This is a genomic window from [Clostridium] scindens, assembly GCF_019597925.1.
In the GTDB taxonomy this organism is placed as follows: domain Bacteria; phylum Bacillota; class Clostridia; order Lachnospirales; family Lachnospiraceae; genus Clostridium_AP.
Map to the genome: position 1 here is coordinate 2,986,587 of NZ_CP080442.1, position 22,591 is coordinate 3,009,177.

At 47.5% G+C, this 22,591-nt stretch carries 21 protein-coding genes and 1 tRNA gene; 4 read left to right on the forward strand and 18 right to left on the reverse strand.

Annotated elements, in window-relative coordinates:
* Positions 1–66 precede the first annotated feature (66 nt).
* The 5 genes from hypD to K0036_RS14240 all read right to left on the reverse strand — a co-directional run bounded on the left by hypD (position 67) and on the right by K0036_RS14240 (position 8,858).
* Positions 67–2,442, reverse strand: coding sequence for a trans-4-hydroxy-L-proline dehydratase (hypD, locus tag K0036_RS14220; protein ID WP_220430027.1), 2,376 nt, complete (start codon positions 2,440–2,442; stop codon positions 67–69).
* 4 nt (positions 2,443–2,446) lie between these two features.
* Positions 2,447–3,355, reverse strand: a complete 909-nt coding sequence (locus K0036_RS14225; protein WP_220430028.1) for a trans-4-hydroxy-L-proline dehydratase activase — start codon at positions 3,353–3,355, stop codon at positions 2,447–2,449.
* Between the two features lie 134 nt (positions 3,356–3,489).
* The gene (locus K0036_RS14230; protein ID WP_220430029.1) at positions 3,490–4,434 is read right to left on the reverse strand and encodes a DUF1848 domain-containing protein; all 945 of its coding nucleotides are present in this window, start codon (positions 4,432–4,434) and stop codon (positions 3,490–3,492) included.
* A gap of 53 nt (positions 4,435–4,487) precedes the next feature.
* Positions 4,488–5,024, reverse strand: coding sequence for an HD domain-containing protein (locus K0036_RS14235; RefSeq protein ID WP_025642656.1), 537 nt, complete (start codon positions 5,022–5,024; stop codon positions 4,488–4,490).
* 18 nt (positions 5,025–5,042) lie between these two features.
* Positions 5,043–8,858: an efflux RND transporter permease subunit gene (locus tag K0036_RS14240; protein ID WP_220430030.1), complete on the reverse strand. Its 3,816-nt coding sequence runs from the start codon at positions 8,856–8,858 to the stop codon at positions 5,043–5,045.
* A gap of 185 nt (positions 8,859–9,043) precedes the next feature.
* On the opposite strand from K0036_RS14240, the gene ymfI reads away from it, so the two are divergent.
* Positions 9,044–9,778, forward strand: a complete 735-nt coding sequence (gene ymfI, locus K0036_RS14245) for an elongation factor P 5-aminopentanone reductase (protein ID WP_025642653.1) — start codon at positions 9,044–9,046, stop codon at positions 9,776–9,778.
* A 53-nt stretch (positions 9,779–9,831) separates the two neighbouring features.
* Here the strand turns inward: ymfI and K0036_RS14250 are convergent, their stop codons facing one another.
* The 9 genes from K0036_RS14250 to K0036_RS14290 form a co-directional block, all read right to left on the reverse strand.
* A complete protein-coding gene (locus K0036_RS14250; RefSeq protein WP_025642652.1) occupies positions 9,832–10,584 on the reverse strand; it encodes an exodeoxyribonuclease III in 753 nt (250 codons plus the stop codon).
* Between the two features lie 34 nt (positions 10,585–10,618).
* A complete protein-coding gene (truA, locus tag K0036_RS14255; RefSeq protein ID WP_025642650.1) occupies positions 10,619–11,353 on the reverse strand; it encodes a tRNA pseudouridine(38-40) synthase TruA in 735 nt (244 codons plus the stop codon).
* Between the two features lie 153 nt (positions 11,354–11,506).
* Entirely contained in the window at positions 11,507–11,956 is a 450-nt protein-coding gene (gene nrdR / locus K0036_RS14260) for a transcriptional regulator NrdR (protein WP_025642649.1), read from the reverse strand.
* 85 nt (positions 11,957–12,041) lie between these two features.
* Positions 12,042–12,281, reverse strand: coding sequence for a PRC-barrel domain-containing protein (locus tag K0036_RS14265; RefSeq protein ID WP_025642647.1), 240 nt, complete (start codon positions 12,279–12,281; stop codon positions 12,042–12,044).
* A gap of 91 nt (positions 12,282–12,372) precedes the next feature.
* Complete coding sequence (locus K0036_RS14270; RefSeq protein WP_025642645.1) at positions 12,373–13,581, reverse strand: ABC transporter permease; 1,209 nt, start codon at positions 13,579–13,581, stop codon at positions 12,373–12,375.
* Positions 13,582–14,355: an ABC transporter ATP-binding protein gene (locus K0036_RS14275; RefSeq protein WP_220430031.1), complete on the reverse strand. Its 774-nt coding sequence runs from the start codon at positions 14,353–14,355 to the stop codon at positions 13,582–13,584. It lies immediately after the preceding gene.
* A gap of 146 nt (positions 14,356–14,501) precedes the next feature.
* The gene (locus K0036_RS14280) at positions 14,502–14,687 is read right to left on the reverse strand and encodes a ferredoxin (RefSeq protein WP_004606892.1); all 186 of its coding nucleotides are present in this window, start codon (positions 14,685–14,687) and stop codon (positions 14,502–14,504) included.
* Positions 14,688–14,750: 63 nt separating this feature from the next.
* Positions 14,751–15,680, reverse strand: coding sequence for a carbamate kinase (arcC, locus tag K0036_RS14285; protein ID WP_025642641.1), 930 nt, complete (start codon positions 15,678–15,680; stop codon positions 14,751–14,753).
* A 103-nt stretch (positions 15,681–15,783) separates the two neighbouring features.
* A complete protein-coding gene (locus tag K0036_RS14290) occupies positions 15,784–16,362 on the reverse strand; it encodes a CD3073 family putative ECF transporter S component (RefSeq protein ID WP_173693979.1) in 579 nt (192 codons plus the stop codon).
* A 201-nt stretch (positions 16,363–16,563) separates the two neighbouring features.
* Between K0036_RS14290 and K0036_RS14295 the strand changes: the two genes are divergently transcribed.
* Positions 16,564–17,088: a CD3072 family TudS-related putative desulfidase gene (locus tag K0036_RS14295; RefSeq protein WP_173693980.1), complete on the forward strand. Its 525-nt coding sequence runs from the start codon at positions 16,564–16,566 to the stop codon at positions 17,086–17,088.
* 42 nt (positions 17,089–17,130) lie between these two features.
* On the opposite strand, the gene K0036_RS14300 is transcribed toward K0036_RS14295, so the two are convergent.
* The 3 genes from K0036_RS14300 to K0036_RS14310 form a co-directional block, all read right to left on the reverse strand.
* A complete protein-coding gene (locus K0036_RS14300; protein ID WP_025642637.1) occupies positions 17,131–17,367 on the reverse strand; it encodes an HPr family phosphocarrier protein in 237 nt (78 codons plus the stop codon).
* 121 nt (positions 17,368–17,488) lie between these two features.
* A complete protein-coding gene (locus K0036_RS14305; RefSeq protein ID WP_220430032.1) occupies positions 17,489–20,254 on the reverse strand; it encodes a leucine-rich repeat domain-containing protein in 2,766 nt (921 codons plus the stop codon).
* 172 nt (positions 20,255–20,426) lie between these two features.
* Positions 20,427–20,501: transfer RNA gene (locus K0036_RS14310), tRNA-Pro, on the reverse strand.
* A gap of 143 nt (positions 20,502–20,644) precedes the next feature.
* Between K0036_RS14310 and dapB the strand changes: the two genes are divergently transcribed.
* Both dapB and K0036_RS14320 read left to right on the forward strand, forming a co-directional pair.
* Positions 20,645–21,442, forward strand: coding sequence for a 4-hydroxy-tetrahydrodipicolinate reductase (gene dapB / locus K0036_RS14315; protein WP_220430033.1), 798 nt, complete (start codon positions 20,645–20,647; stop codon positions 21,440–21,442).
* Between the two features lie 96 nt (positions 21,443–21,538).
* On the forward strand, positions 21,539–21,853 hold the full coding sequence (locus tag K0036_RS14320) for a YbjQ family protein (RefSeq protein ID WP_220430034.1): 315 nt from the start codon (positions 21,539–21,541) through the stop codon (positions 21,851–21,853).
* Positions 21,854–21,920: 67 nt separating this feature from the next.
* On the opposite strand, the gene K0036_RS14325 is transcribed toward K0036_RS14320, so the two are convergent.
* A complete protein-coding gene (locus K0036_RS14325; RefSeq protein WP_025642633.1) occupies positions 21,921–22,508 on the reverse strand; it encodes a nicotinate-nucleotide adenylyltransferase in 588 nt (195 codons plus the stop codon).
* Between the last annotated feature and the right edge of the window lie 83 nt (positions 22,509–22,591).

Sequence of the window (22,591 nt, forward strand, 5' to 3'; positions counted from 1 at the left end):
GTCAAAGTAAAAAGTGTTACGTGTCAATTTGAAAAACTGGTGCGCAAAATTAAAAAACTGGTGTGTCTAATTGAACGACTGCTCGGTTCTTTCGATAATCTCATCTTGCAGCGCCTTGCTCAGATTGTGGAAATGATCGCTATATCCGGCCACACGCACGATCAGGTCTTTGTAGTCTTCCGGATGTTTCTGGGCCTGGATCAGGGTTTCTTTGTCTATGACGTTGAACTGTATGTGGTGTCCGTCCATGTTAAAGTAGGTACGTACCAGATTTGCCATCTGATTCAGCCCTTCTTCGCCTGCGACTACGCTTGGGGTGAACTTCTGGTTCAGCAGCGTTCCGCCTGTCTGGAGATGATCCATCTTGGCACAGGATTTTACGACTGCCGTCGGCCCGTTGGTATCCGCGCCTTTTTCCGGAGAGATTCCCTCGGATACCGGCTTGTGGGCCAGACGTCCGTTGGGGCTTGCCATCATTACATCGCCGAAATATACATGGCAGGTAGTAGGAAGCATATTAATACGATAGGTCCCTCCCAGCATGTTCGGCCGCCCTGTCACCTGGCTCCTGTAATATTCGAATACATCCCTCATGATGCTGTCTGCATACTCGTCATCATTTCCATACTTAGGGGTCTTGTTGCTTACAAGGTTCAAGATTCTGTCGTGCCCTTCGAAATTATCATCCAGAGCCTGCATCAGTTCTTTCATTGAGAAGTTCTTCTTTTCATATACATTATACTTCACTGATGCCAGGCAGTCCGTGATGGTTCCGATTCCTACGCCTTGCAGATACTTGGTATTGTATCTTGCGCCACCTCCATTGTAATCTTTCCCTTTGGAAATGCAGTCGTTGGTGATAATGGAAAGGAACGGTACCGGCATCTCTTCCGCATAAATCTTCTCAATCACGTTGCTTCCCTGGACTTTAATGTCAATGAAGTACTTCATCTGCTTCTTAAATGCATCGTACAATTCTTCATAACTTTCAAACTCCGTGGCATACCCTAGTTTCAGTCCCAACTGCTGGCCTGTCATCTTGTCGTAGCCGTTATTCAAGGTCAGTTCAAATATCTTCGGAATGTTAAAATATCCGGTCAGGATATAGGCTTCATTGCCAAACGCCCCGGTCTCCACGCATCCGCTGGTTCCTCCCCGCCTTGCGTCTTCCAGGGATTTTCCGGCATTTAGAAGTTCCTGCACGATTGCCTCGGTATTATAGAAAGCAGGCTGTCCCCACCCCTTGCGGGAAATCTCGCAGGCACGTTTTAAGAACTTCTGCGGCGTCTTTCTGCTGATCTGCACATTGGAACTTGGCTGGAGCAGTTTCATTTCGTCCATGCAGTCCAATATCAGATAACTTACATTGTTAACGCCATTCTCTCCGTTCGGCGCGATTCCTCCGGTATTCAAATTGGCGAAATCCGTATAGGTACTGCTTTCCTTCAAAGTTATTCCAACCTTCGGGGGCGCTGGCTGGTTATTAAATTTTACCCACAGGCATTCCAGTAACTCCAAAGCCTTCTCATCATCCAGGATTCCCGATTCTACATCCCGCTCATAAAATGGATTCAGGTGCTGGTCTAATCGACCCGGGCTGTATGCATCCCAAGGATTCAGCTCGCTCGTCACGCCCAAATGCACGAACCAGTACATCTGAATTGCCTGCCAGTAAGTCTGGGGCTTATGCGCTGGCACGACGTCGCAGTTGGCAGCGATTTGAAACAACTCTTCCCGGCGTTTTGGATCGCTCTCTTTTTCTGCCAGTTCCCTGGCGTATGCAGCGTAGCGTTCTCCAAGAATCATAATAGCATCACAGGCAATCTTCATGCCTTCCAACTCGTTCTTCTTATCCAGGGCTTCTGGATCATGGAAGTAATCCAGCCGGTCAATTGCCTCCTGGATGTCCTGCTTGTAGTCCAGAAATCCTTTTTCATATATTTTCACAGAACCTACCGTATGCCCTGGTCCCCTCTGCTCCATAAATTCAGTAAAAAGCCCAGCCTCATATGCCTTCTTCCACTCCGGCGTCATCTGCCTGAGTATTTTATTCCGGATGCATCTCTTATCCCAGTATGGGATCATTACCCTCTCCTGAATCTCAAAGTCCTCTTCCTTTACTTTAAAACTGATAAGTTCCCGGTCGTTCATTACATGCATATCTTCCATGGTATGGCAACATAATTCCGGAAACGTCGGGGATGCTTGCGGAGAGTCTCCCTTTTCTCCTACAACCAATTCTCCCTCGCCAATGTACAGAGTCTTGGTCGAAAAGTAATCCTTCAGAACCTGGGCACGAAGTTCCGGTATGGAGAGTGCTCCTTCATATTTCTCATAGGTATCCGTCATGCTCTTCGCCCGTTCCATATCAATGTGCGCCGGCGTCTCCAGGCTTAGTTTCCTCAGTTTTCTGATCCGTTCATTCATTCCTCTTTCTTCCATACTGCTAACCTCCTATTTTAATATTGTGAAATCCCGCTTCTTTGAATAATTCTACAAAATGTTCCATTTCTTCTTTTTCCGGTGCATGAAGATTTGTTCCTTCGTATGTCCTTCCGATCTTCTCATACTTTCCTGAGCCGGTGTTATGATAGGGCAGAAGATTAATATTGGCCACCCGGATATTCTTCTCTTGAAGATATCTGATAATCGCTTTCATATCCTCATCCGTTCCATTAACCTCTTTGATGGTGGGAATCCGGATATAGATTCTTGCGCCCGCCGCGCTTAATTTTTCCAGATTGGAAAGAATCGTCTCATTCCCTGTTCCCATATACTTTTTATGTACCTGGCTATCCATCGTTTTGATATCATACAGGAAGGTATCGACGTATGGCAGTATCCGGGCAAAATTCTCATATGGCGCCTGGCCGCAAGTATCAATCGTTACAGTGATTCCATATCGGGAAAGTTTTTTCGCCAGTTCTTCTACGTAGGCCATATCCGCTGTCATCACCTCGCCACCGGATAGTGTGACACCGCCGCCGGACTCTTCATAGAACATCTCATCTTTCTTTAATTCCTTTACCAATTCATCTACGGAGTATTCTTTTCCTACGATCTCTCTCAGATTCTGATTGCAAAAGTCCACGCATGTGCCGCAGCCATCGCAGAGCCGCATATCCGTGAACACCTTCCCTTCCTCGCCTCGAATCGCCTGGTTCGGACAGGCTGGCTCGCAGTTCCTGCATCCCGTACATCTTTCTGCGTCATACAGCATCTGTTTCTTATAACTCTGGGTTTCCGGATTATGGCACCATACGCATCTTAATTGGCATCCCTTGAAAAAAACGGTTGTTCTGATACCATCTCCGTCATGGATAGAGTATTTCTGTATACTCGTGATCAGGCTCATTTTGCCACCTCTCTTTTTTGTGTCATCCGTTTAGACTATAGTTTGTACTTTAGTCTAAAATAACAAAAACAAAACCGGTTGTCAAGTATTTAACAACCGGTTTCCGTCCTTCCATCATCATTTCTACATATTCACTAAAATTTCATATACATTTCTGGCAAATCAAACAAAGAAATCTGATTGTCCTTGTCGGACTTCACCTCTCGGTCCGTGATCGTCTCATCGCCCTTGAGCTGTCCAATCAGCAGCGGCGAAAGTGGATTATGCTGCTGCATCCTCCGCCGGGCGCCTTCCAGGCCGCTTGTCGCATAGCAATATTTGCAGCCGTTGATGCAGGTGTCATACATCCCGATATCTATACTCTCAACACAGCCGCATTCCCGCCGCTGTCCTGCATCCTTCTTAAGATCCAGCTTATAGCCGATCAGACTGTGGATCTTTTCTTTGTCAATACAGGCTCCATGCTGAATTCCCAATCTGCTTAAGTCTATCTTTTCCGCACAGGTATAAAGCGGCAGGCCATATTTTCTGCCAATCCGCGCCAGTCCTTCCGCCAGTCCCAATATATCCTCCGGCTCCATCTCCAGATACGGGCTGTCCTTATAGGAATCGATAAAACTTATGATGCATCTGGTCGTCGCCTTGTGGAGCCACTCGCACATCATTTCAAACCGCTCCAGATGATAAGATATGGAATACTTCTCCGTCAGCAGAAGAGGATCAAACCTCCAGTCCACCCGCTCTTTTCCCAAGCGCTCGCTAAGCAGCAGGAAGGTGGCCATGGACTCCTCTGTGCAGGGAACGTTTTCCTCAATATCCTCTTCATAATCCGTAATCGTCATCTGGAAATAATAGGAATATCCCATTTTGTCGATCGTACTCAGATAGGGAATCAGAGGTTCTGGATTCTTCGTCCAAAAGGCAATACAATCTATCGTATCCGGCGACAGCTGGATACGGCTTATCTTCTTGCGGTTATATGGATTTGGGACCAACACCTCGCCGGCTTTTAGCCGGTTAATGAACCACTCCGGATATAAAGCCGGAATATCTGTCCTTCTGCTTGCACTGATTATCATCTTCGCACTCCTGTTTCACTTCTGCCTATCTTATAACGCAAACCTTCTGCCTCTTAGCCAAAATTCTTAGCAATCAGCCTGCAATATTCCCGGAATGCCGGTACCTCTTTAAAGGAGCCTGCCAGCACATCCCGGATCCCCTTATAATACCATCCAATGGTCTCCTTGTCCTTCATTCGAAAACGGTTCCATAGATTTTCCCCTTCTGCAGGATAGTCCCTGTCAATGTCCCTCATATTAGACAGTTTGTCCGCCAATCCTATCATCTGCACTTCCCTGGGGGCTGTGCGGAGATGCTCAATGGTAGCACGCTTTCGCTCCATCCAGGTCTTTGACTTATCTTCACTTTCCTGGGCGACCATAAAGGCCACCCGCTCAGAGAATTCCTGAGCCAGAATTCTCTGAGTAATGCCTTCGCAGTCTTCGATCGTGTCATGCAGCACTGCGGCGCTGATCACTTCCTCGTCGTCGGTCATTGTCGCCACGATATCCCCAACTTCTACCGGGTGCACAATGTATGGCCTCTTGGTTCCCTTCCTGTATTGTCCTTCGTGTGCCTTGGTTGCAAATTCAATTGCTTTGTCAATCATAATGTACCTCTCTTATCATTATTGATCCAACGTGGTTTCGATTTCTTCAATACCTTCACGAAGTCTTGCCTTTTCTTTTTTATGAAACAGATCAAAGATACAAGGAACAACTACTAAGGTTAATATAGTTCCATATATCAATCCGCCAATGGTAACAACTGCCATAGGCTGCACCATATCCGCACCCATTCCGAAGCCGATTGCCATGGTTGACAAGCCAAGGATTGTTGTAAGAGCCGTCATGATGATTGGCCTAAGCCTGGTCTTGCCTGCCTCTACCAGCGCCTTTTCTTTTTCTATGCCGACTGCAATCAACTGGTTGGTATAGTCAATAAATACGATACCGTTATTGACTATAATGCCTGACAGCATTACAAATCCGATCATCGCGATTACGCTGACTGCCATTCCCGACATCCATAACGCAAGAAGGCCTCCGGTGAATGCCAGCGGCACGGTAAACATAACGATGAACGGAGAGCGCAGAGACTGGAACTGTGCCACCATGATGAGGTACATAAATACGATTGCCAGCGCCAGCATCTTAAAGAGTTCTATCATCGCCTCGTTGATGGTCTCATCCTCTCCAGTCATCTTTATCTCGTATCCTTCCGGCGCGTCGTAGGATTTCAACGCCTTCTTCACCCGGCTGCTGACCAGGCCGATATTATCCCCATCCTTAATCTCTGCCGTAACCGACATGAACCGGCTCTGATCCTTCCGGCTGATTGCTCTAAGGCCGGAGGCGTCTTCAAATGTGGCAATGTCGGACAGTTTCACATCTTCTGATGTTCCATCCTGCTTCTCGGCAGTGATGGTCAGATTGCGGATATCCTCCCTGCTAAGGCTCTCGTTAGCATCATCCAGTACATAGACATCATAGTCATTGGTATCGGTTGCCAACGTGGTGGCCGTCTGGGCTTCTGCGAGTTTCCCATACAGCTGCTGGTATACTTGAGCCACCGTAAGGCCATGCTGCGTTGCCTTTGTCTTATCCACTACGACCCGCAGTTCCTCGTTATTGTCTTCTGTTCCATCCAGTACATTCTGAGTTCCTTTTGTCTTCTCTACGATTCCCTTGACATCATTTGCTACTTTCTGTAGCTTATCCAGATCTTTCCCCTTTATCTGAATATTAATCCCCGAACTGCCAAGAGCGCTCATATCCATATTGGACATATTTACGGTAAGTTCGCCGTCAATATCCTTTGTTACGCTTTCGATCTTTTTCTTAAGCTGTTCATTGTTCATGGACGGATGGTCCTTTGTGATCGCGTAGAATTCAATTACATTCGATTCCGTCTGCGTCCCCATCATATCAGATGCAGATACCAGTCCGCCGATATCCTTGATATCCTCAATCTTACCAATCCGGTCCATTACCTGATCCGCCACCTTGGCTGTATCGTCAAGGCTGCTTCCCTCTTCCGTCTCCAGCGTCATAGCAATCTGGTTGCTCTCCATCTGAGGCATGAATTCTGTTCCTCTTGACAGAGCCAATGCAATGCTTGCTATGAACAGCGCCAGAGCCCCCAGCAGTACCAGAAGCTTCCTATGCAGCGCCTTTTCAAGCAGTTTGCCATATCCCTGCCTGATCTTGGCGAATATTTTTGACTCCTTATCTTCCGTCTTCTTCAGCAATCCTGCGGACATCATAGGAACCAGAGTCAGAGCCACAGCCAGACTGGCCAGAAGCGAGTATGCGATGGTAAGCCCCATGTCTACAAACAACTGCCTGGTGATTCCACTGGTAAACACGATTGGCAGGAATACGCAGACCGTCGTCAGCGTAGAGGCCATGATCGCCCCGCCTACCTGTCTTGCGCCTTCTATGGCCGCTTCTTTGGCGGAAGCGCCTTCTTCATTTCTCATGCGGTATATGTTCTCGATTACGACGATAGAGTTATCCACCAGCATACCGACGCCCAGCGCAAGCCCTGATAAGGATATGATGTTCAGGGTTACCCCGGAGAAATACATGGCAACCAGCGCTGTCATGATACTGATCGGGATAGAGCACGCAATAACAAATGTAGGACGAAGGCTCTTTAAGAATACCAGCAGGATGATCACCGCCAATATGGCTCCATAGATCAGGTTCTGCAGTACGGAATGGACGATAAGGTCAATATATACGCCCTGATCCATCAGCGTCACCGTCTTAATTCCCGCGTTATCCTTTTTTAAACTCTCCAGCTTCTCGAGCACCCGCTTGCTCACATCGCCGGTAGAGTACCCGGTCTGCTTCTGAACGCTCAGCATGACTCCGGGCTTGCCGTTAATCTTCGCGTACGTCTCATCCGAATTATTCACCAGTTCCACATTCGCGACATCCGACAGTTTGACCGGATCAATGCCCTCCATGTCGATCAGCACTAGATCCTTGATGTCTTCAATGCTTTTGAACTTGTCACCGACGCGGACCAGGTAATCAATTCCATCCTCCGTCACATACCCCGCAGGCATGCTGAAGTTCTCCGCGGCCAGAATCGTCTTGACCATATCCGCAGACAGGATGCTGCTTACATCCGTGCTTCCCGCCGCCTGGCTCTGTGCCGATTCCATCTGTGCTTCCTGCATCTGGATTGCTGCTTCTCCTGCTGCAAGCTGGGCTGTTCCTTCCCCGATGCCTACTGCTGCCTCCAACTGGCCGGATGCCAGCTGGCCTCTGGCCTGCGCCAGCGTCATGGCTCCGTTATTCACTTGATCCTGGATAGATTCCAGCTGTCCCTTTCCCGCAGCCACCTGATCAAGTCCTTGCTGAATCGCTGCTTCCTGCTGCGTTAGTTGCTGGATAGTAGTTTCCAAGGTTGAATGACTCGTGTCGTAGGAATCAATGATTGGCTGTAATTCGTTCTTCTGCGCCTCCAATGCTTCTCTTTGCTCTGTAGTAAGATCTGGACTTTGCAACGCTGCAATGATCTGGTCGTAACTTGCTTTCGCCGTCTCCAACTGCGTCAGCTGGGCCTGGGCTGCTGCCTTTGCCGCCTGTATGGTAGCAAGGCTCTGCTTAAGCTGGGTCTCAGTCACATTAAGCTCCGCCATTTTTTCCGTGATCTCCAACTGGGCCTGCTTAATCTCCTCGCTTTTTGTAGATATCTGGGACTCCGCCTGGGCAAGCCCCTGTGACGCCTGGGAAGTACCTGCCGCCAGGGCCGCCTTTCCACTTTCCACCTGCGCCTTGGCATCATCCAGGGCCGATTTGGCTTCATTTATCTTTTTTTCCAGTTCTGCCTTAATATCATCATTTAATTCCGTAACCTTCTGCTCGTTGACGGTAATCTCCACCGTATTCTCTATGCTTCCCGAAGCAGCGACGGAAGCTACCCCTTCTACGCTTTCTACTTCTGGAATAACCTCTTCCTCGATCACTTTGCTGGTTTCGGCCGCATTATCTCCACCGGCACTGACTGCAGCAATCAGTACAGGCATCATATCTGGATTTAATTTCATAATAATGGGATTCGAAACTGCATCCGGCCAGAATCCCTGGATCTGATCCAGGCTTTCTCTCATCTCTATGGTAACGGAGTCCATGTTCGTTGTCTGTTCGAACTCCAATATGACCGTAGATGCATTTTCATTAGATATTGACTGAATTGTCTTGATATTGCTGACCGCAGCCATCGTCTGCTCGACGGGCTTGGTTACGACTTCTTCCACCTCTTCCGGGCTTGCGCCGGTATAGGTGGTCATTACTATCGCATATGGCAGGTTCATGCTGGGAAGCAGATCCAGCGTCATATTGCCGAATGAGACTACTCCCAGGATAATAATCAGAACCACTCCCACCACTACTGTGTAGGGTCTTTTTACACTGAATTTTGATAACATACTCGTCCTCTTTCTCGTCTTTACTTTCTCGCCTATACTTTTATTGCCGCCCGAAATATGCATGGCGGCTCATATGTAAATCATATCACTTGGAACTTTAATTAGCAATGATTCTGGTATATAATAATAAGTAGAAAAAGGGAATTTTATAATTATTTTAGAATCTCGGACAGGGGGCAATATAGATGAATAAAAAAACGGTTCTGGTTACAGGTGCTTCCAGGGGAATTGGAAAAAGCACTGCCTTGTATTTCGCGGCAAAAGGGTATCATGTTTTTCTAAACTGCTGCACTTCCGTTTCTGATCTGAACAAGGTAAAGCATACCATAGAAACTACTTATCACGGCTCCTGCGATATCGTGCTTGGCAATGTGGGCAATCCGGAAGAGACGGATCGGATCTTTCGGCGCATCTACAGCACATGCAGCTATCTGGACGTACTGATCAATAATGCCGGCGTTTCTTATATCGGACTGCTTACGGATATGAGCAATTCGGAGTGGGAACATATCATTCAGACGAATCTGTCTTCCGTCTTCTACTGCTGCCGACACGCCATCCCTCCTATGGTAGCCAGGAAGTCCGGCAAGATCATCAATGTATCTTCCATGTGGGGAACCTCCGGCGCCTCCTGCGAAGCCGCGTATTCTGCCTCCAAGGCAGGAGTAAACGGCCTTACTAAGGCGCTCGCCAAGGAACTGGCTCCCAGCAATATCCAGGTAAATGCCGTGGCCTGCGGAGTCATTGATACGGCAATGAACCAGAGGCTTACCATAGAAGAGCGAAAAGATCTGGAGGAAGAGATTCCGATGGGAAGGTTCGGTACCACCGATGAAGTGGCAAGCATTATCTGGGATATCGCCAATGCGTCTCCTTATATGACGGGACAGGTGATCGGGATTGACGGCGGGTATCTGTAAGCTTCATACAAGGCTGAAAAAGCCGGCATCTTAAGTGATGCCGGCCTTATCATTTATTTTATTTCCAATACGATCGGACAGTGGTCAGACCCCATCACATCCGTCAGGATCTTCGCATCCACCAGCCTCTCCTTCAGCGATTCTGATACGCAGAAATAGTCGATACGCCAGCCTGCGTTCTTGGCCCTGGCGCTAAAGCGGTAAGACCACCAGGAATAGATCCCTTGTGCATCCGGATAAAAATACCGGAACGTATCAATGAACCCGGCATCTACCAGCGAAGTAAACTTAGCCCGCTCTTCATCTGTAAACCCAGCATTCTTGCGGTTTGTCTTCGGATTCTTTAGGTCAATCTCCTTGTGGGCCACATTCAAGTCCCCACAGAAGATCACAGGCTTTGCCTCTTCCAGTTTTTTCAGATATGCAAGGAAGTCATCCTCCCACTGCATACGATAGGGAAGCCTTGCCAGCTCATTCTGGGAGTTGGGCGTATATACCGTTATAAAATAATAATCTTCAAATTCCAGGGTGATCACGCGGCCTTCCTGGTCATGCTCTTCGATTCCAATTCCGTAAGATACGGATATGGGTTCTTGCTTTGTGAATATGGCGGTTCCTGAATACCCTTTCTTCTTTGCGTAATTCCAGTACTGATGATAGCCAGGAGTCTCCAGTTCCAGCTGGCCTTCCTGCATCTTCGATTCCTGGATGCAGAAAATATCCGCATCAGCCTCCTGAAAGAAATCCATAAAGCCTTTCTGCACGCAGGCCCGGATTCCATTAACATTCCATGAAACAAACTTCATCTATCTTCCTCCAAAATATATAGTATGCTCTCTATTAATAATACACTTTACGTAGGAAAAGGCCTCTTGCCGGAGCAAGGAATCCTGCAAGGCTCCTGTCTTCTGCGGCGATTACCACCGGCAGCATGGATGCTTCCCTCTTCCCGGTACCGATTTCCAGCAAAGTTCCCGTCAGGATACGCACCATATGGTAGAGAAAGCCTGTCCCATAATAAGTGATCCTTACCTTCTCGCCGGTGCTGACAATCTTGATATTGGTAATACGGCGGATTGGATCTTTGCACTCCTTATCATCTGTAAAACTGGTAAAATTTTTAGGTCCGATGAGATACTGCACCGCATCCCTCATTGCCTCGATATCCAGCTTCTCCGGATAATGGTAGCAGTAGCGGCGCGAAAATACATCCGGCTTCTCCCGGCAGTCTATATAATACTCATATTTTTTCCCTTTTGCGCTCTTGCGGGCATGGAACCCGTTCTTTACAAGTTCTACTTTTACAATCCGGATATCCTCCGGAAGGTAGCGGTTCAGCGAATCCTTCAGTTCCTTTGTATCATAGAGTTTGGAAAGTTTTACGCTCGCAACCTGGCCACGGGCATGCACGCCCGCGTCCGTCCTGCCGGAGCCATCCACATGCACGCGGTATCCCACTAATTTGCCGATGCTCCACTCCAGCACGAACTGGATCGTATTGTCCGTCGTGGCCTGGCGCTGCCACCCTTGATATCTGCTCCCATCATAAGCAATGGTTAATTTGTACGTTCTCATATATCTCACCCAATCTAAAAATCGTATTCTTTATAAGCATCTTCTGTTTCCCCAAAATTATGTAAGAAAAAGGAAGAAGCAAATCGACTCTTTTTTGCTTCTCCCTTTTATTCTATCACTTTATGGCCCGCTTAGCAAATACCTTCTTACATTCTACTTCAATATCTTTTTCAACTCATCCATAAAGGTATTCACGTCCTTAAACTCTCTGTATACGGATGCAAATCTTACATATGCAACCTCATCCAGCCCCTTTAACTCTTCCATGACGATCTCGCCTATCCTGCTGCTTGGAATCTCCTTTGCCTCCAGGCTGAATATCTTCGTCTCTATGCTGTCGATGGAACGCTGGATGTCTTCTGCAGATACCGGCCTCTTATAGCAGGCGCGCAGAACCCCATTCTCAATCTTCTTTCTATTATACTGCTCCCGGTTATTATCCTTCTTAATGATAATCAGTGGAATCGTCTCCACCTTCTCGTAGGTCGTAAACCTTTTGCCACACACATCGCATGACCGGCGCCTGCGTATGGAATTGCCATCTTCCGCTGGCCTGGAATCAATAACTCTGGTATCTGGATGATTACAATATGGGCACTTCATCTCGACTTGATCCTTTCTTTTCTTAATACATATAGTATATCCGCTCAATATTCAGAAGTCAAATCTCTTTTAATTCTTTTTTCGGTCATCTCTCCTCATGGATTTCCACAAGGATTATATCCGGTCCAATCTTCCGTATACATTTGTACGGGATAATATATTCCGCCCCATCGCTGAAGAAGCCGCATAGTTTTCCGCCCTTGGGAATGACCAGGGCCTCGATGCATCCTTTGCACTCATCAATGATCAGGTCTACAACATATCCAAGTTTCTTACAGTCGCACGCATTAATTACCTCTTTATTCTCCAGTTCGCACAGGCGCATGCCGGCACCTCCTTTTATCCATATGGGACCAATCTAAAAATCCGCATATACTACTTACTACATAGTATATGCGGAACCTCAGTCACTTGCCTTATGCGGACATCACTTTTTCGCTTTCAAACGCTTTTACAATGACGCCAAGAAGGATTGCGCCTATCGCCAGCGTCTCAGCCAGCGTTACTCCATACTGGAACATGGTGACCTCCTGGCTTAAGATTCCCTGCAGCACCAGCGCATTATTGTAAAATGGGATGAAATAGGTCGTCTGACTGGGCTCTCCTGACGTAAACATGGTGAGCAGCCCTACGATCAGCACCAGCATATAGGCCGGCATCACATACGTGCTTGCCTCTTTGGTCGACTTGGCAAACACCGAAAACAGAGCAATAATGCTGGAATAAAGGAAGGAAAGTGCCACCAGCATCGCGCCGAGCATAATTCCCTGCTGCGGGCTTAAGCTGATGCTCAGCTTATCAAGGCCGCCCATATAGCCCATCATGATTGGCGCGCATATCACCATGGCGATCACATAGATCAATGAGGAAATGCCGGATACCGTCATCAGAGAGAATACCTTGCCAAGTACGATGGAGCTTCTCTTGATCGGAGATACCAGAAGGCTGGCCATAGTACCCCTCTCCTTTTCTCCCGCGATCATATCCGTTCCAATTCCCATTGCCCCCGCAAAGAGAAGAATCGTAATAAAATATGGGAGCATCGTTCCGATTGCCTTGCCGCTGGCCTTCTTCTCATCCTGGATGTACATTTCATCATTGTCTGAATTTATCTGGAATACGGTCAGCTGTTCCATGTCGCTCACCCTCTGGGACAGCAGGAACTGCCGATAGGCTTCCAGCGCCGCGTCCATATTGTCTGCTGCTGTCCTGGAATAATCTTCGGACGGATTCTGGTATGTCTTGACCTGAGGAATCTGGCTGCCTTCCTGATAGTTTTCGATCTCCTGCTGGAAGTTATCCGGGAATTCCACAATCAGATCTGCCTCTCCATCCAGAATCTCTTTCTTGGCCTGCTTCATTTCTTTCGCGCCGTCAATGCTCTTCAGTTTGAACTTCGCTTTAGAAGCATCCAGAATATCATTCAGCGCCTCGGGCTCATTCACTATGTATACCTGAGCCACATGGGATTCAATATCATCCTTCATGTTGGATGCCAGCCCATTTACGATCGACAGGATGACCACCATAATCAAGACTGGAAGAAGAAATACGGAGAACACCATCTTCTTGTCCTTAAATATTCTGGCCATCTCCTTGTTGAATATCTGCTTAATTCCGCTCATCTACTCTTCCCCCTTTCTTGACTTGTAGAACTCGAAGAACGCGTCCTCCAAGTCTGCCGCATTGGTCTGTTCCAGAAGCTGCTCCAGCGTTCCTTCCGCGACCTTATACCCGTCAATGATAATGCCTATCCGGTCGCAGAGTTTCTCTGCTTCGGACATGATATGCGTAGAGACGATCACCAGTTTGCCATCATCTCTTAATTTCTTTAAATAATCCGTCACGCTTCTTGCCGTAACGATGTCCAGGCCATTGGTAGGCTCATCAAATATTACAATATCCGGGTCATGAACCAGGCTGACCGCAATGGCTGCCTTCTGCTTCATGCCTGTAGACAGTTCCTTAATCTTCTTGTGGGCAAAATCCTGGATTCCAAAATAGGAAAATAGTTCTTCCTTGCGCTTTTCCAGCCTGTCTTTCGGTATATTATGCAACCTTCCGAAGAAGCCGAACATGTAGTCTACATCAAACTGCTCATCCAGCTTGATATCGCTGGTCAAAAATCCGATACTTTCGCGCACCGACTCCGGTTCCTTCTGAACCTCGTGGCTATTCACATAGATCTCTCCCCTGGTAGGCTTTATCAATGTGGCAATACACCTGAGAGTCGTAGTCTTTCCCGCGCCGTTGGGACCCAGAAGCCCATAGATCTCCCCTTCTTCTGCCTTCAGGCTCAGATCATCCACCGCTGTCTTCAGCGAATTCTTCGTCTTGGATTCGGCCATCTGCTTTTTATTCAGCTTATACACCTTGGTTAAATGCTTAATCTCAATCATTGCTCTCTCCTCACATCATCCTTGTCACGTAGTTTCATTGTACTAGTAAACTAGTACAATAATATTATATTTTGCCCATTTTGTCAATAGTTCCGCAAGAAAAACCGGAGATGCAGCATATCAATGCTTCATCTCCGGCAGATTTCCTATTCTTCAATATCAATTACGGATACAGGACAGCTGTCCCTTGCCTCCGTCGCCGCGCTTTCATACTCTGGCGCTACATCCGCGTATGCTTCAGCAACACCGTCATCATTAAACCGGAACACTTCCGGGCAGGCTGCCACGCAAGCCCCGCATGAGATACAGCCTTCATTCACTCTGGCTTTCATAGATCATTCCTCCTTGCATTTTTCAAGTAGTATGCCCTATTTTTCCAATTCTACTCGTGTCCATTATTTTATAATGGTACCGGTTCTGCCTTTCAGCGCATCTTTCAATTTGTCAAAGGACGTAATCAGCGCCCTTCTTCCTTCCCGCTTCTCTAGAAATGATACGGATGCGCTGAACTTCGGAAGCATGTTGTACTCGCCGAAATGGCCTTCTTCCATATACTGCCTGGCCTGTTCTATGGTAATCTCGCCCAGTTCCTCTTCCTGCGGCCTTCCCATATTGATCTTGACCTTTTCAACGCTGGTCAGGATGATCAATTCGTCCGCATCGACCTCTTCCGCAAGCTTGCCGGCCGTCAGATCCTTCTCGATGACTGCGCTGGCGCCTTTTAGATGATTGTCCTGCTTTAGTACCGGAATTCCTCCTCCTCCGCAGGCCACAACGATCTGATCGGCATCCAGAAGCGCTTTGATGGCATCAATTTCTACAATGCTGACCGGATTTGGCGCAGATACGATGCGGCGGAATCCCTTTCCCGGCTCTTCCACCACATAATTGCCTTTCTTACGCTCTTCATTGGCTTCTTCTGCATTCATATAGCGCCCCAGCACTTTCGTCGGCGTATAGAATGCCTCATCATAAGGATCTACAATCACCTGGGTAAGAATCGTACTGACCGTCCTGTATATCCCGCGGTTCAGAAGTTCCTCCCGGATGCCATTCTGCAAGTCATATCCAATGTATCCCTGGCTCATGGCAGAGCATACGGACATAGGAGCCGCCGTGTAGTCCTGATGCGCCTTGCCAAATTCATTCATAGCCGTATGAATCATTCCTACCTGGGGCGCATTGCTATGTGTGATTGCCACCTGGCAGCCATTCATGATCAGATCTGCGATTATCTTTGCTGTCTTCTTTACCGCTTCCTTCTGCTCAGGCAGGGTGGTGCCAAGGGCACGGTGTCCTAGTGCAACTACAACTCTTTTCTTCATCGTCTATACCTCTGCTTTTTTGAAAAATACTATCGTGAAACATAAGAAAATTATAGTATCTTTCTATAGAAAATGCAATGTTGGATTTGAACTGCGCAGGGAACTATGCTTTTGCTTTTCTCTGCAGAAGGCAGGCTGGTTTCAATGTCGCCGGCATAGACTTAATAAGAAGATAGATGATCAGGCATGAGCCAATCTTATCTACCAGGTTATTGGCAAGTTTTGGAAGGAAAGAAGCGGCAAATATGCTTGCGCCACTCTGCTTAAGCCAGACAACCGCCACATCGGAAATCGTTCCCGTAAGTCCTCCATATACGGCGATTCCAATCGGCGTACCAATAATCGGAGCGATAATTCCAACCGCGATTCCCGCGATCACTACATTGACTAGCGTAAACCTCGCCTTGCGGAAAATAAATCCGATAACCAGGCCGATTGCGATATTTACCAGCATAAATGGCATGTCCGTCATTCCATTTAAGATCGCGGTAAGAAAGTTCGTAAGACCGCCAACCGCAGCGCCATACCATGGGCCAAAATAGATGGCGATGAAGATCGTGCCGATGGTATCCAGGTAGACCGGGAACTTGATCATTGCCATTACAATCCCTAGGACAATATTAATGGCGATCGCAAGCCCGCACATCATAAGTTTCATTGTGTTAGAAATTTCTTTGTTCATAGTGATTCCCCATTCCTTTGTATATTTCATTGCTACGCTGTAATCGTATCAGCAGGTCTCATAGTTTTCCAATCATTATTTATAATAGATAGGGAACTATATAATATTTTTCTATAGCCTTTCCGGTTCAAGAACTGGTACAATAGTCCTGTCGATAAATGAAAATCAGCCAGCACATGCATGTGCTATAAGGAGTATCTCATGAAACAGAAAATTGTTATAGTCAGCCATTGCTTTCTAAATGATGCTGCCAAACTACGCAATCAGGATGCTGCGGATATGGAGCAGGAAAGAACAAAAAAGCGATCATTTCTGAGGGAATTATTGGAACGAGGAATTGAAGTTATCCAGCTGCCCTGCCCGGAATTCATCCTGTATGGATGTAACCGCTGGGGCCACGCCGCTTCCCAGTTCGATACGCCACATTTTCGCCAGGAAGCCCGGAATATGCTGCTGCCGATCGTTATGCAGCTGGAGGAATACGCAGCCTATCCGGACCGCTACGACATTCTGGGCGTCTACGGCATCAATGGCAGTCCCAGCTGCGGAGTAGACTATACCTACGATGGCGACTGGGGCGGCGAGCTTGGAGGCAAGGATGCCCCCTGCCAGTTGGATAAGGAGTACAGGCCCGGCGTTTTTATGGATGTCTTTGCAAAACTCCTGGAAGAAAGGCATCTTCCCATAACGTTCTACACGCTGGATGCCGAAAACCGTCCCATATAAAGAAGGCAGGGCCATCGCCCTGCCTTCTGATTCATCCTCTGGCTATGCCGCCACGATATACTTGCTGATTTCTTTCAGCATCTCATCGCAGTCTTCACTGTATATTCGCAGTTTCAACCGGTTGCCCAGACCTAGCGCTATAATCCCCAGCAGGGATTTGGCATCTGCCACCGAGTTGCTGCCTCGCAGAATATCCATGTTATATGGAAAGCGTTCTACTGTATTTGTAAATTCTACTACTTCATCCGGGTTTTGGAATTGAATGATTACCTGGCTCATGTGGAATACTCCTTTCTCTCATTACTTATATATGTATCCAGCCCATAGCCGTTACCATACATCGATTTCATTCTTCCCATATATCTTACCCGGAAAAAGGAAAATTTATACAATCTTAATCCTATCGTTTTCGATTCTTTTTATTCCAGACGATAATTCCAATGATAATTACTGCTGCCAAAATGACCAATCCCAGATACAGCAGCATCGGGCTTTCGTCTCCTGTGACAGCCACCTTGCCCGCGGCAGGCGCTCTGCCTGTTCCGGTTGCTTGCTGTCCACCCGGCGTATTCCCTGGAGCAATGCCTTCTTCTGGCACCTGGCGGTCTTTATATGCCAGCGTATAGATTGAGAACTGGCCTGTCTCTGCATAGATGGCCTCCTCTGTGCATTCCGTCTCCAGACGGACGGAAGAAAATCCTCCTTCTTGTCCATGTGTCCTGAATATGGCATATTCCCTGGCCATCCCTTGCGGCGCCTTGAGATTCTCAGGAACAGCAAAGGCGATTTTTATCGGCAGCGGAAGTTGTGTAACCGCCTCCCGTAAAACCGGCTCGGCATCGCCGCTTTTCTCATATAATTGCTTCTCCATCGTAATATCATAATGCACTCCGCACTCATGGTCTTCCAGAACTCCCGCCACGCTTTGCCAGATCTCTTCCTGAATATCCTGTGCTTCCTTGGAATTGATCACCACCACGTATTTCTCAATCGTGCCATCCAGAAGCTTGCCTGCCTCTTCGCCTGTCATACATCCCAGAAGCCTCTCTTCCTGTCCGCCCATAAGTTTGGCCGTGCTGCCTGCCGTCTCATCTTTTACTTCTACCCCGGGCACCTGGCTGATCTTATGCAGAATATCGTGTTTTAAAGCCGGGTCCAAAGCCTCTTTCTCTTCCGGAGCCAAACTGGAATACTCTTTCCATGCATTCAGGACATCCCTTGCATCCTGCGCGCTCTCCACGGTATCCGGAAGTTTCTCAATACTGTCTTTGACATCCTGCGCCTCTGCCTTCTCTACCCCGGTAATCGTTATCTGCCCGGTCTTACCTGTATTATAGTTATCAGTGTCTTCCGGCTCGAAAGTCCAACTGAGTATGTTCTCACCGAGGCCGATCGTCGCATCTGCATTAGCAACGGACAGCGTCCCCGGCGTATCTCCCTGGGATAATTCCAGCAAAATATCCGACATTCTGGTCCCTTCCAGCGCTTTCGCCTTGCAGGATGGGGTAACCACAGGATCTGCCTTGCTGATCGTCACATAGGTAGCGAAATAGTCGTACCATGCGCTTTGACTCCATTTCCCCTGGTATTCCGGGTGCGCCCGGTCATACATCTGCACATAGCACACATACCGCATAGAATCCTTTACATCCGTGATTGGATACTCAAAAGGCTCTTCGCTGACATAGAAGAAGGAATTACTGTCGCCTTTTAACGCACAGTAGAGAAAGGCATACTGTCCATCCTCCCCTGCCAGCGGGTGGGATGCCTCGCATCGGATATATTCCGTCTTGCCATCATACGTCTTATTCTTGACTTCCTGGAACGTTACTTCCGGCTTGGAAAGGGACTGGGAGAAATATAGCGTAGTACCCGTCACCAAATCCTTAGGTCCTGCAACCTTCCCTCCTTTGGTAAAGCTAAAGCCGGTGTCATAGCCAGCCTCACTCTCCCCTGTATCCGGGAATGTAAAATCCGCCTGCTCTTCCCAGCCATTTTCCGTCTCATGGTAATTAAGTGGGCGGTTATAGAGAACATCCCTGGTTCCAAGAACCGCTTCATCCTTTCCCAGATAAGTCACGGTAACCGGATAGGAGAAATATTTTCTGCTGGAACTGGAAAAACTGCCTGCATATTTATCATACAATTCCTTCGTTGGGAATACAGCAGCATTGACCGTTGTACTTTGTAAAAAATTAGAAGAATAGGTCGCATTCTCGTTATTCGGCATATAGATAGTCCCAATCCTGGTATCCTGGAACATCTGCGATCCGATGCTGGCCAGCGCGTCCGGAAGTTTCACGCATCCTTCCAGGCTGCTGCAGTACTGAAAGACCATATTCTTAAGTTCTGTCAAAGCATCCGGGAGAACCACGGAATAGTCATCCGGCTTCCCGCTAACCCTGACCTTCAAAAGCTGCTCGCATTTGTTAAACGCGCTGCCGCCAATCTTCGTTATGTTATTATTCAGAATCACTTCCGTAAATTGATTGCCTGAAAAGGCATAGTTCCCATTCGACGAGATCACCGTCACTGCCTCGGGTATGGTCAATATCCCGGTAAAAGAACAGTCTTTAAAAATCTGCTGCTTTATCTCCGTAAACTGCGGATTTGATGGAAGCTTAAGCGTCCCGTTAAAGCCGCATCCCATGAATGCGCTGTCATCAATCAATGTGACGCTGTCCGGTATATCCAAAGACCCCGTAAGCGTTTTCTGCCCGGAGAACGCGTTATTGCCGATGGTCACAAGCGTCTGCGGAAATGTCAGCGTACATGGCTCCATCTCCGTATACATGCTTCCAAACGCATAGAATGCCCATTTCTTAATGTCAATAAGATGCGCAGCATTCGAAAGATCAATATGCCTTACTTTGACATTGGCATACTCGCTTTTGCTTCCCAGAAACGCCGAGTCCCCGATGGCGGTTACCGCTGTCCCATTGATAGAATCCGGGATCACGATATCTACATACTTATAACCGTTCTCCTCCGGAATGCTGTTAAGATATGCTGTCTGGAATCCTTTGATCTCTCCCCCTGAAAATATGTACATAGTTCCGTAATCCGGCTCTTGCGCCTGTACCACGCTGCCGCTTCCAAGGACAGCAAAAAATAAGCCCAAGCCTATGGCAAGGACCGACCTTTTCAGCCTTCTCCCCCATTTCATATAAATCCCCTCCTGAATGTATATTTAATTACTTTGTATTATACTCGAAAGTTTTGTAACAAACAAGCAAATTAATGTAATATTCTGTCTTTTCTGCCTTTTTTGTCTCTAAAAAGATTCCGTCGCACAAAAAAAGCATAACTCCTAATTCTAGAAGTTATGCCTTATGAAGTCGGGGTAACAGGATTCGAACCTGCGACCTCACGGCCCCCAGCCGTGCGCTCTGACCAAACTGAGCCATACCCCGCTAGAGATATTCTATCGAATCGCGTCGAAGATTGCAAGTATTATTTTTCTTTTTTATGAATCCTTTTTATAATTCCCATTTCTATGGTACAATAATCATAGTTTATATCAGGTATTTCATTGTATGTGAAAGGAGCTTATATTATGAAAGTAATCGTTGTAGGACCACGGGGAAAAATGGGGAAATTAATCACGCAGGTGGCGGCGGCCAGGGATGACATGGAACTGGTAGCCGGTATCGGGCCAAAGGATCGCGAATACATAGGAAAAGACCTGGGAACAGTCGCCATGGTCGGCCGCGAGCTGGGCGTCCCTGTTACCGATGACTTGGAAAGCGTTATTGACGGCTGTGATGTCATTATAGATTTCTCCACGAAGGAGATGGCTATGGACGTGCTGTCTCTTGCTATCTCCCACAAAAAGGCACTTGTATGCGGTACCACCGGATTTACCGAAGACGAAATGCAGCGCTTTATGGATGCCTCCAAAGTGATCCCTATGCTGTATGCCGCCAATACTTCCAAATTAGTCAATATTATGAATAAATTGCTGGAACTGGTAGCCACGACCCTAAAAGACGAGATTGATATCGAGATTCTGGAAATGCATGACCAGTGGAAAAAGGATGCTCCCAGCGGCACTTCCAGGGAAATGGGAGAAATCATGGCCCACGCTCTTGGCAAGGAATTAAAAGATGTCGCCGTATACGGACGGGAGGGCGTATCGCCCAGAGAACCTGGCACGATTGGCTATCACTCCCTGCGTGCAGGGAATATCCCAAGCAGCCACACCGTATTCTTCGGCGGCATGGGCGAACGCCTTGAAATTACCCACCACTCTTACAACTGGGAATGCTTTGCAAGAGGCGCATGCGACTGTGCCGCATTCCTGGCAGACAAGGAGCCGGGCTTCTACACGATTAAGGATGTATTAAACTTATAATAAATCATAAAATCTTCTTGCAATCTGACGAGTGAAGAAGTATAATTGTATTAATCAAATAATACAATTATGCATTATCCAAAGGAGGACTATACAATGATCTTAGTAAATACGGATTATATCTCAGGTAAGAATTTTGAAATGATCGGCCTCGTAAGAGGAACCATGATCCAGTCTGTTCATTTTGGAAAGGATATCATGAACAGTTTCAAGACTCTGGTAGGCGGCGAGCTTACATCCTATACAGAGATGATGAATGAGGCAAGGGCCATTGCTACCAAGCGCATGTGCGCGGACGCGGAAGCCATGGGCGCGGACGCGGTGGTCAACATCCGCTATGCTTCCAGCGCTGTCATGCAGGGCGCGGCAGAGGTTATGGCATACGGCACGGCAGTTAAGTTTGTGGAATAGGCATACGCCAAGGAATAAAGATAAGGACGCATAACACTTTAATTTCGTGTTATGCGTCCTTATCTATTCACATCAGGTTAATATCCTTTTCGTCCATCCGCATTTTTTCCAATCGCTTGATTCGCTCATCCAGATGGTTTTCCGTCAGATAACGATATACGCTTTTGGGTACCAGATGAGCCCATTCCTGGTCAGTGGCGATGCAGCTTCTGATCCAGGAGGCGGTCACGCCTTTTTCTTCCGGCGTCTTTCTCCACAGAACCTCCACGTCCAGTCCAAGGCTTCTTAAAATCTTGTATTTCTCCTCATCCCATTCGTCACACAGTCCCATATAGTATACGGCCTCTTTGGGCGCATACTGGAGAATATACTCGGGACAGCTGATCGGAAACGGAATCACGTCATACTCGGATTCCGGAACCCGGAACTCCTGCATGGCTCCCCGTATCATCTCATAGCGTTCAAAATAGGTAAGCGGGTTGGCCGATTTGGCCGAACGGTTGATATCATTGACCGAATCTCTGGTATGCATGCTGTCTGGGTTCGTAATGCCAATGTATAATTTCCTGCAGCGCATCTTGGCTGCCAGGATATACTCCATATGCTTCAGGTGGAGTACCTGGAATCTCCCATGTATTACTCCGGTTTCAATCATACGTATTCTCCCCTTTTTCGGGTAAAAGCCCCTCTTAGATTCATCCTTATTATTGCACTTTTAGTATACTCTGATACATCTTT